The following is a 10,418-nucleotide window of genomic DNA, read 5'->3' as shown; positions in this document are numbered from 1 at the left end:
TCAATATCTCACAACTCGAATCATATTGCTATATATATTTGACATTTGACTTTAGTTATACCTAAACTTTAAGATACATATGAGATAATATTTAACAGCTTGTCAAAAAACATGAACATTTTTAGTAATATACTTTCAGCTCCAGCAAAACCTAAACCGCGCCCTACTGTTAAGAAAAAACAACGTCGAGGAATAGAAATAAAATCTCAACGAGAAATAGAAATTATGCGACAATCCTGTAAAATAGTCGCAACAGTACTCAAAGAAATTTCTCAGATCGTCAAACCAGGAATGACAACTGCTGACTTAGATGCCTATGCAGAAAAACGCATTCGAGAAATGGGAGCAACGCCAAGCTTTAAAGGTTATCATGGTTTTCCTGGCTCTATTTGTGCTTGTATAAATAACGAAGTTGTCCATGGCATTCCCAATAAGAAAAAAGTTATTCGAGTTGGCGATGTTTTAAAAGTAGATACAGGAGCTTACTATCAAGAATTTCATGGGGACTCTTGTATTACTATTGGTGTAGTTGAAGTTGCTCCTGAAGCAGCTAAACTAATTCGTGTCGCAGAAGAAGCAATGTATAAAGGTATCGAACAAGTAAAAGCTGGTGCTTATCTACTCGATCTTGCAGGAGCTATTCAAGATCATGTAGAAGCAAATGGTTTTCGTGTAGTCGAAGAATTTACAGGTCATGGTGTGGGGAGAAATTTACACGAAGAACCTTCAGTTTTTAATTCTAGAACTAAAAGTTTGCCAAATGTGAAACTAAGAGCAGGCATGACTTTAGCTATTGAACCAATTCTAAATGCTGGTTCTAGGTTTACACGAATTTTATCCGATAAATGGACTGCTGTTACTGTTGATAATTCTCTTTCAGCTCAGTTTGAGCATACAGTCTTAGTAACAAATACTGGTTATGAAATTTTGACCGATCGCTCTCAAATTAGATGTTAGGCATAAAATAGTTTTCAACTAATTAGCAGGACTTACACATAACCACCATTTGTGGGGGTCAACGGCCGTTAACTCCTACAAATGGTGAATTATTTCATATTTTGCGTAGGTCCTAGTTACCACAAAAACAAATTTTAATCAAGTATTGTTAACCTTATATTATTTTAACCCGCTAATAATGAAAATTAGCTAAATTATAAATAAAGTAGTAAAGCTAAAATAAATCACTATACCTTAAATGATTCAAGCCGAAAACGACAGCCAAGAAAAATTAAAAATATCAGGAAAAATACTATTAGTAGATGATGAACCAGGATTACGGGAAGCTGTACAAGCATACTTAGAAGATAGTGGATTTGATGTAAACGTTGCCAGTAACGCTAATCAAGGATGGGATATTCTACAATCATATTTACCAGACTTAGTAATTACAGATATTATGATGCCTCAAATAGATGGCTATCAATTTCTGCAAAAATTACGAGAAGATCCAAGATTTAAAGCTTTACCCGTAGTATTCTTGACAGCTAAAGGGATGACTACAGACCGCATTCAAGGTTATCAAGCAGGTTGTGATGCTTACCTTTCTAAACCCTTCGATCCTGAAGAGTTAGTAGCTATAGTCGAAAATTTGTTAGAACGTAGAGTGGTGGCGAAAACCACAAATGAGGGTGAAAATACTTCAGACATAGCTGCTTTAGCAAGTCAAATTGCCGAAATTAAAGCTATGTTGATGGGTAAAAATACGATCGCTCAAACCCCATCACCAATTAAAATAGATTTAACTCCAAGAGAACAAAGTGTTTTAGATTTAGTAGCTAGAGGACTAATGAATAAAGAAATAGCTAGAGATCTAAACACCAGTGTCCGCAACGTAGAAAAGTATGTCAGTAGATTATTTACGAAAACTGGTACAAATAGCCGAACAGAATTAGTTCGTTATGCTCTAGAGCATGGATTAACTAAATAGTATGATAGTCTTGCTCGCGTAATGTTTAGAAGAGGATGAACAACGGCGCTTCATAGTAGCAAGTAAGATATGAGTAGTGGGAGCAAGAGGCTCCCATTGCTCTACATTTTATTGAGCAGGGGGAGATGGGGAGATGGAAGTGCGGAATGTGGGTTATAAACATATATTGTATAGCCGGGTTTGGTATACATCACTTTTCAAATTGATAAACCACATCTTTATCTTGTAGGAAATTTCCATAGAACATCCCTACTTAAATGAAAACCGCTGTAATATCAAGAAAATATACGTTTAATCACAAAATATTAATATTTGCCTCGAACTCTTACAAAGCTTGTTATCCTAAATACATCAATTTAAAAAACTTTTACAAAAATTATGAGAGTATCAAAATCATCATTACATCTTGGCCAATCAATATCTCTGGGAATTGTTTTGTTGTTAATGAGCTTTGGGGTAATGCTTGTGACAACAATAATGATAGCAAATGGAAGCTAAAAAAAACAATAGACCCCTTTAAATAAAATAAAGAGGTCTGGAAATTCAATTCAATTTAACAAAAACAGTGATAATTTCTGCGAACTCTAGCATAGTAAAGAAAGTTCGTATTCAATAGCGACAAGCTTAATAAAAAAACAGGTAGAAGACATTGCCTGATGTATAAACAGCAACTCCGCGTGGAGTTGAATTCTGAATGTTGCTTAAGTGCAACATCGGGTATATCGATACAGCTTTAATTATAGGGGTGGGGTAGAGGTATTCCCACCCTATAAACGTACTAAAAGATTTTTTCCATGAGTATCAGTACCGCAAGTATTAAGTAAACCATAAGTAGCACTGAGTTTTTTCACTTGTTCAGTTTGTTTTGGGCTAGGAGACCAGGGTTTAGTATGAGTGTAACCATAGTAGGTTTCTACACCATCAATACCTAACTTAGCTGCTGCTTTGATTAGATCGGTAGCAGAGCGCTTATAACGACAGGGATGAGCCAGCACCGCTAAACCACCAGCTTGTTGAATAGCAGCAATAACATTATCTGCTTGATATTCTTGACCTTTAGTTGCTTTTCCTGTCAAATAAGGTTGTAGACTTGGGTTTTCCGGGTTAAAGCCATATCCTAAAATATGTACCTCAATATTAATTAAGTTGGCGTTAATTTCTACTCCACTCCACAAAGTCGGTCCTAAATGTTCACAGTCTCCATTAGTAGATTTCCAGTTTTCTAACCAATTTTTAGCCACTTGGTAACCAGCAACACTATGATGATCGGTAATGGCCAAACCTTTAAGGCCGATCGCAATTGCTTGCTCTATCAAACTCTCAGGTTTTAACTTTCCATCAGAGTGAACTGTATGCATATGAAAGTTATAAGAGTATGGACAGCTATGAGCATCAATAGTTTCAAAGATTTGCTTAATTTGAGGGTAGTTATTGGCCACTCGATTAGTCACATCAGGAGCGAAAGCTATATTGATAGACATATATTTTAATAAATCGTTACTTTATCCAATATATCTAATTTTTATCCAAAACTGCTAATTAGCTCTAGCTAACCAATATATTAAAATTTTATATTTAAAAATATCTAATTGATTAAATAGTATTAACTTGACAAGAATGATGGGAAAAATTTGACCGGGAAATTAAGAGAGTATTTATACTGATTAAATTATGTGTGGTTAAATCGTGATAATATCTGTGAAAATAAGTAATTAATAATTTATAACTGATAATTAGTAATTAATTATAGTTAAAACAGCTTTATTGTTTTATGGAGTGATCATGCTGAATTAAAAATAGTTAATGACTACTGTAAGTTGCTAACCAGACAACTATCCTAACTGGCTACTGACTACTAAATCTAATAATAATTACCGATCTGAACACGATCTTAGTCCCAATTAATTTGTGTTTTAAATAACATAAAAATCCTCAACAGACTGTAATGTAATACCAATTTCACTTCTAACTTTTGACTTCTAACTTTTGACTTCTGACTTCCATAAGGTGGGCATTGCCCACCCTAGACAGAAGCAGGATGACCCGTATCGCAAACTTTAATTGATGGATTAGTAAAAAGAATGTGTTTCATTTTTAATACCATACTAACTTTGGTCACTATTACGAAATACCCAAGCCATATCCAACAATTTTGCCCAACGTTTTTGTAACTGTTTCGGAGTACATTTAATAGTCTTCGCGATCGCTTGTTCATCTTCACCATTGCGCTTGAGTTGTAAAATTTGCTGTTGTTCAGGAGAAAGAGTTGCCTGGAAAGCTTCCCATTTATCAGAAGTCATACCCAATCTTTGGTCAAGATCGGCACCTAACCATTGATGCACTAACTTCCAATTTTTAGAACAAGCAAATTTTTCAACATGATACTTAAAGCGTTGTTGTAAGTAATCCCGTTGACGAGAAGTTAAACCTAACTCCTTATCAATATCAGATGCTTGATAATCTTGTAATTTTAAACGCAGATAATCGATACATTGATCTTGCCCTTGAGCCTCGAAGTAATTGATTAATTCAGAAATTACGCGATCGCGCAATACAGCTTCAGCGGGGTCAACAGCTTCAGAAACCATTTGCTCCCTTACCTGTTGCACAGCAGAAGACCGACTAAAAGCTTCTGCATCTTCACCTTTGGGAGATTCAACTGCCATTTCAATATCAAGAGAAGTTTCAGGAGGTTGACCCTTAGCAAAACCTTGAGCGCGGAGTACAATCAATCTTTGACGATTTCTGCCTGGCAAGCCAATTTGACGCTTGGCGTACTGTTCAGTAAATGCCATATATTCTGCCAATTCTAACTTCACTCTAGGAGTATAGTCTTGATCGAGTGAATGTTCTCTACGGAAAGCTCTTAGAGACTCAATATAAAAACCTTGTAGAAAATCCTCAATCAAGTTATAGCGACCTTGGAAACTTAACTGCGCTCTAAAAGAAGCAATATGACGATAAATCATAGAAGCAAGCAGAGAGTGTAATTCAACTCTACCTTGCTTAGAACCAAGTTTGTAGTATTGTACACACTTTTGCAAGCGATGACGAGCCAAACTAAGTTGCCAAGATTGAACTTCACCAGAATTTTGAATTCTATTACTCTTTTGGCAAATCCGCTCTACTTCTTGGGCAATACGAGTGGTGATGGTTTCAGCTTTTGCTGGTTTGCTTTTCAAAGTACCTTGCAATTCTTTCAAAACTACAGCAGCTAAAGCTTCAGTATTCATTTCTAGTGCAGTATTCGCTGTTGTGTCATTTTCAACTTGGTTATTATTAACTTCTGGAGCGATAGCAGTGTTTGTGTTTAGAGAGTTGTGGGAGTGAGCAGTCTTAACAGTCATTTGATTTTACCTTTGAATAATGGGGTCGGTGTACTAAGTAATTATGTAGAGTGATTAGGAGTTGTGAAATCTGTGTGATTCGTTTCTTTCCTCTACACTTATGACTATAGGAAAGTTCACCCAACTATTTGTGGAGGAGAGTTCCACTTTTATGATGTGGTTTTGGTATTAAATCAAAGACATATTTTCCGGATTTCAGTCTAAAACGAACGAAAGCTATATATACACTGAAAATCAGACCTTTACTCACAGAAATGTCCCACTCAAATAAGGTGTGACAATATTCAAATTGGCAGTGCCACCCATGTAGTAAATACACAAGTGGCACAGTTGTAGGGAGTAGGGAGTAGGGAAATTGCATGGAACGTCTGTACAGAGCCAGATTGTTCTTTCTGCCTTCTGCTGTATTAACCAATCATAGCTGTTACAGTTTCAACTCCAAGACCTTGCCTAATCAGATTTGGTTCTTGGCCAGTTAATTCCAGGATAGTGGATACTTGATATCCAGGATCAGAACCATCATCAACAATTATGTCCACTAAATTTTCTAGACAATCAAATAATTCTGCTTTGCCAGTGACTTTTCCTATATCTACTGGGGCCATTCCTTCCGCATCACTAGTAATGTGAGCTGATGTTGAAATAATAGGATTGCCCAAAGCCTCTAACAAGGACAAACAAGATTGATTATCTGGAACCCGAATACCTGTTGTTTTTCGTTTAGGACTCATCACCAGTCGTGGGACTAACTTTGTGGCAGGCAACACAAATGTGTAAGGGCCAGGAATTAAACGTTTGATGATTCGGTAGGCTGAGTCACTCACAATGGCGTAATTGGCGATATTGGACAGAGAGGAACAGAGGAATGTCAGAGGTTTATCATTAGACAGTTGTTTAATTTGTCTAACTCGCTCCACAGCAGATTTATTATAGAGGTCGCAACCTATTGCGTAAACGGTATCCGTAGGATAAAGCATCACTGCCCCATTTTTCAGGTCGCTAATAATTTGTTCTACGCGTCTTTGCTGGGGTGTATCAGGATGAAGTTCATAGAATATTGCCATAATTTTTATTTTAGATTTTAGAAAAAGTATGTGTTAGATTTTAGATTGGAAAAATTTACAAAAAAGTGGGGTTTAAATACCCGTCCTTTAGCGTAGCGGAGGAAGGCTTTTTATGGGATGGCTTGCCATTTCAACTTTTACCACTTAGGCTATACGCCATGGGTTATATCAAATCCGGTTTTCTAAAGTCGAGATATTAATTGATAATGGATAATGGATAATTGATAATTACCTCGGGTTTTAACCGTTACGGAATTGAATATAAGGAAATATTATTTCTTCTCTTGGTTGATTGGATATGGCGAGGGGACCTCGCCATCCCTCAACCGCTTTTTTCCCCTTCAAAGGGGAGGCTTCAAGGCGCGAATTATTTAATTATTAATTATTCGGTAATTCTAAATTCTAAATTCTAAATTCTTGAACACCTACCACCTAAGAACTAATTCAATTTATGAAAAAAATAGCTTACCTTGAATGTCCCACTGGCATTGCGGGCGATATGTGTCTGGGTGCTTTAGTCCATGCGGGTGTTCCCCTAGAATATCTGATGGAAAAACTGAATCTTCTCGGCATTTCCCAGGAATATCAATTAAGCACTGAAAAAGTGCATCGTAATGGTTTACTAGCTACGAAATTTCATGTCAATCTAACTTCTGCAAATCCTGAGAATGGGGAGCCTCTGACTTTTGATCGCCACCATCATACTCACCATTCAGATCATCACCAAAGTACAGAAAAACACAGTCATTCTCACCACCGTCATTTGCCAGAAATTGAAGCATTAATTAAAAAAGCAGGATTGCCCCAACGTGCTGAAGCTTGGAGTTTGGCTGTATTTCAGAAATTGGCTGAAGCTGAAGGTGCTGTACATGGTATTGCCCCAGAGAAGGTACATTTTCACGAAGTAGGGGCAACTGATGCCATTGTTGATATTGTGGGGACTTGTTTAGGATTGGATTGGTTGAATATTGAACAATTATATTGTTCGCCTTTGCCTACTGGTGGGGGTACTGTGAGGGCGGCTCATGGTCGGTTACCTGTACCTGTACCAGCAGTGCTAAAACTTTGGGAGTTACATCAGGTTCCTATTTATAGTAATGGCATTGAAAAAGAATTGTGTACTCCCACAGGTAGCGCGATCGCTTGTACTCTTGCCAGTAATTTTGGCTCGTCACCGTCAATGTCTCTAGAATGTGTGGGTTTGGGTGCGGGTTCCCGGGATTTAGCTATTCCTAATATTTTACGTTTGTGGATCGGAGCAGGGGAGGTTGATACTCAACATTCTCAACTTACAGAATATCATTCTCCCAGTTCCCCACATCCACATCTAGAAACTGTAACGGTGTTGGAAACTCAAATAGATGATTGTACTCCTCAAGCGATCGCTTATACTTTTGATGCTTTGTTTGCAGTGGGTGCATTAGATGTTTTTACCCAACCTGTGACAATGAAAAAATCTAGGTTAGGAGTGTTACTTACTGTTGTTTGTCTACCGGAAAAGTTGTCTGCTTGTGAGGAGGTAATATTTCGAGAGACTACAACCCTGGGTATTCGTCGCTCTACTCAAAAACGGGCTATTTTGGAGCGAACAATTAATCAGGTGCAGACAGACTATGGAGCAGTGCGGTTAAAAGTGGCAAAGATGGGGAATCAAATTGTGAATGTGCAACCTGAATACGAAGATTGTGCTACATTAGCTAGACAGCAGAATATTCCTTTGATGGAAATACAGAAAATGGTATTGCAAGCGTGGAATGGGCATCTTGCCCGTTCCCGTTGTATAGTTGGGAGTAGGGGAGTGGGGGAGTGGGGGAGTGGGGGAGTGGGGGAGATTAAATATTGAAGTAATTAGGGTTTGCTGAAAAAGTCTTACTTTCATATCAAATCCGTTAGCATCGGTGTAATTAAATAGTTAATCTAGGAGTCAGGAGTCATATCAAGTAACATTAATTAACCGTAATGTAGGGGCGTTGCATGCAATGTCCCTACCGGGTTGGGTAAAGATTAGTGGCGTTGCTGATTCTGGGTATGATGCAGAGCTACCCGAGCCAGCCAATTTTGGGGGGAATAAAAGTCTAAAAGTCCCCCAATTTTGGGGGATGCGCGGGGGCTTGACCAGAACCAAACAATCGTGCATTCATACTTCAATTCAGCAACGCCAGATTAGTTATTACAGTTATTTAATGAGACATGATATCAGGAGTCAGGATAGAAGAGAATTTAGAAACATTTGCTCTTGGCGCTAGTAATGAAATTTTTTTTATACCGAATTAACCGGATTTGATATCACTTCCAGTTGAAAGTTTTGGTATTTTTTGATAGTGATTTGAGAAGCGATAGACTTCCAGTCCGCTTTCCTACGGAATTCTACGCAAACGCTTTGGCGGAGTCTAGCCGCAGCTATATCGCATAGTCTCTATTTGAAATTATCCTCTTGGTCATTTGTCAAAAAAATTAGATGCGTTTGCCCTGGTCTAAACTCCAGTGTTTGAACTATTTGTTAATATTAACTATTCCCTATTCCCTTGACATTCTTACTTTTAACTTTTGACTTTCTTTCCACTCTCCCTGCAAAGTAAAAGCTGCCCAATAATAAGGAGTTTTCCAGCGAGTTTCAGAAACCATCTCCAACTGTGCCTTTCTTAATGCTTCTGTTGGTGATAATTTCTCTTTTAACATCAACCGATAGAATCTACTCATTATTTCGCTAGTAGCAGCATCGTCGATATTCCACAAACTGACAAGTACGCGAGGTGTACCTGCATACATAAATCCTCTGGTTAATCCTACTAATCCTTCTCCTCGTACTTGTTTTCCTAATCCGGTTTGACAAGCACTCAATACTACTAAGTCTGCGGAAAAATCTAGGTTGAAAACATCATGGAGACGTAAAAATCCATTCAGCAAGTTTCCCTGGGGATCTACCATTGACAAAACAATTCCAGAAAGTTCAGGATTAATACTATTAAGTAATCCGTGGGTAGCAAAGTGGATAATTCTGTATTGATTTAGTTGAGAATTGATTACCTGGGCACGATTTGCTGCAAAATCAAAGTGAGACATAGTTTCTGAGTTTGGCAAAAGGGCAAGAATTGCTTCTGCTTCTGTTCGAGTATATGGGAGTCGTTGCCAAATTCCGACATCTATTTGTCGAGCGGCACGATTGAGGTTATATTGTTCCCAATTTTCACTATGGGTTGATACGGCAGTTTCTAATCGGGTATCATCAGGACTAAAAATAGGATCGGCAACTATCGCAATGGTTTTGGATGCAGTTTTTCGTTGTTGGGCATCTTGACGCAGAATACTTAAGGTTGATGCTGAAGGAAGATTGACAATTTCGTGCTTACTTATTAAAGGTAAATAATTTGCTTCTGATGAAATTGTTGGCAAGGAAATGGCAGCAAAGGGAATGTAATGTAATATCCCATCACTAACGATCGCCAGGCGTTTATTATTCAGTTGAGAAGCAACAGGAGCTAAAATTTTCTGATAGAGAGATTGAGAGCTTTCTAATAACAAAGATGGATCTACTCGTCTATCAGTAACAGCAAGACGAAATTCTATAACTATTTTTTCAATTAATGCTTTTGCAGGTAGTTCATAGCTGGTAATACTATTTTTAGTAACCGCCCAAAGAAAGCTACGTTTCTGACCTAAAGCATATTGCAACAGAAGTGTTTCATCATCAAGAATTTGTGTTTGAATCTGTTTTAAGGTGAGGGGTTGAGGTTGAGTTATAGCTGCATAACTCGGACTTTGTTTGCGTATTTTTGCCTGGACTTCTTGATATTTTCGGAGAAGGTATTGTCGTTCTTGTTCGATGGCTGTTTTTTGTTCTAGGGTTTGTTTTTCACTATTGTAAAGTTCTACTCGTCGTTGCTCAATTGCATCTAATTGTTGTTGTAAACTTCGTTCTTGAATGACTAATTCTGGTTCAACACCTTTGCGAATATCGGTGTTTGCTTCGGTGAGAAGTTCAAGGAGACTTCTTGCTTTAGAGCGTTCGCTGATGTTGAGTGCTTGAGCATCATATCCTTGAGAGGGATTTTGTTGATGCAGTTCCATTAATAAGTCGAT

7 protein-coding genes are annotated in these 10,418 nt (G+C 37.8%); 3 read left to right on the top strand and 4 right to left on the bottom strand.

What is annotated here, in order from left to right; translation table 11 throughout:
- The first annotated feature begins 111 nt into the window (after positions 1-111).
- Together map and AC3DU7_RS14665 are read left to right on the top strand one after the other, a co-directional pair.
- Positions 112-957: a type I methionyl aminopeptidase gene (gene map / locus AC3DU7_RS14670; RefSeq protein WP_488040071.1), complete on the top strand. Its 846-nt coding sequence runs from the start codon at positions 112-114 to the stop codon at positions 955-957.
- Between the two features lie 238 nt (positions 958-1,195).
- Entirely contained in the window at positions 1,196-1,927 is a 732-nt protein-coding gene (locus tag AC3DU7_RS14665; protein ID WP_488040070.1) for a response regulator transcription factor, read from the top strand.
- A 767-nt stretch (positions 1,928-2,694) separates the two neighbouring features.
- Here AC3DU7_RS14665 and AC3DU7_RS14660 read toward each other — a convergent pair.
- From AC3DU7_RS14660 to AC3DU7_RS14650, 3 genes are all read right to left on the bottom strand, one after another.
- Complete coding sequence (locus AC3DU7_RS14660) at positions 2,695-3,408, bottom strand: PHP domain-containing protein (RefSeq protein WP_488040069.1); 714 nt, start codon at positions 3,406-3,408, stop codon at positions 2,695-2,697.
- A 624-nt stretch (positions 3,409-4,032) separates the two neighbouring features.
- Positions 4,033-5,274 (bottom strand): HetZ-related protein, encoded by a 1,242-nt coding sequence (locus AC3DU7_RS14655; RefSeq protein ID WP_488040068.1) that lies wholly within the window; start codon positions 5,272-5,274, stop codon positions 4,033-4,035.
- 407 nt (positions 5,275-5,681) lie between these two features.
- Positions 5,682-6,338 carry an L-threonylcarbamoyladenylate synthase gene (locus tag AC3DU7_RS14650; protein ID WP_488040067.1) on the bottom strand — a complete coding sequence of 219 codons (657 nt, stop codon included), beginning with the start codon at positions 6,336-6,338 and terminating at the stop codon, positions 5,682-5,684.
- A gap of 451 nt (positions 6,339-6,789) precedes the next feature.
- On the opposite strand from AC3DU7_RS14650, the gene larC reads away from it, so the two are divergent.
- Entirely contained in the window at positions 6,790-8,181 is a 1,392-nt protein-coding gene (larC, locus tag AC3DU7_RS14645; protein ID WP_488040066.1) for a nickel pincer cofactor biosynthesis protein LarC, read from the top strand.
- 674 nt (positions 8,182-8,855) lie between these two features.
- Here larC and AC3DU7_RS14640 read toward each other — a convergent pair.
- Positions 8,856-10,418, bottom strand: a 1,563-nt coding sequence (locus tag AC3DU7_RS14640; protein ID WP_488040065.1) for a CHAT domain-containing protein, incomplete at its 5' end; no start/stop codon positions are given.

This window comes from Okeania sp., assembly GCF_983059655.1.
This window is presented reverse-complemented; position numbering and strand designations above follow the sequence as displayed.

Excerpts from the sequence above, each read along its gene's own strand:
- AC3DU7_RS14665 (WP_488040070.1), top strand. The coding sequence starts at position 1,196 with ATGATTCAAGCCGAAAACGACAGCCAAGAAAAATTAAAAATATCAGGA.
- AC3DU7_RS14655 (WP_488040068.1), bottom strand. The coding sequence starts at position 5,274 with ATGACTGTTAAGACTGCTCACTCCCACAACTCTCTAAACACAAACACT.
- AC3DU7_RS14660 (WP_488040069.1), bottom strand. The coding sequence starts at position 3,408 with ATGTCTATCAATATAGCTTTCGCTCCTGATGTGACTAATCGAGTGGCC.
- larC (WP_488040066.1), top strand. The coding sequence starts at position 6,790 with ATGAAAAAAATAGCTTACCTTGAATGTCCCACTGGCATTGCGGGCGAT.
- map (WP_488040071.1), top strand. The coding sequence starts at position 112 with ATGAACATTTTTAGTAATATACTTTCAGCTCCAGCAAAACCTAAACCG.
- AC3DU7_RS14650 (WP_488040067.1), bottom strand. The coding sequence starts at position 6,338 with ATGGCAATATTCTATGAACTTCATCCTGATACACCCCAGCAAAGACGC.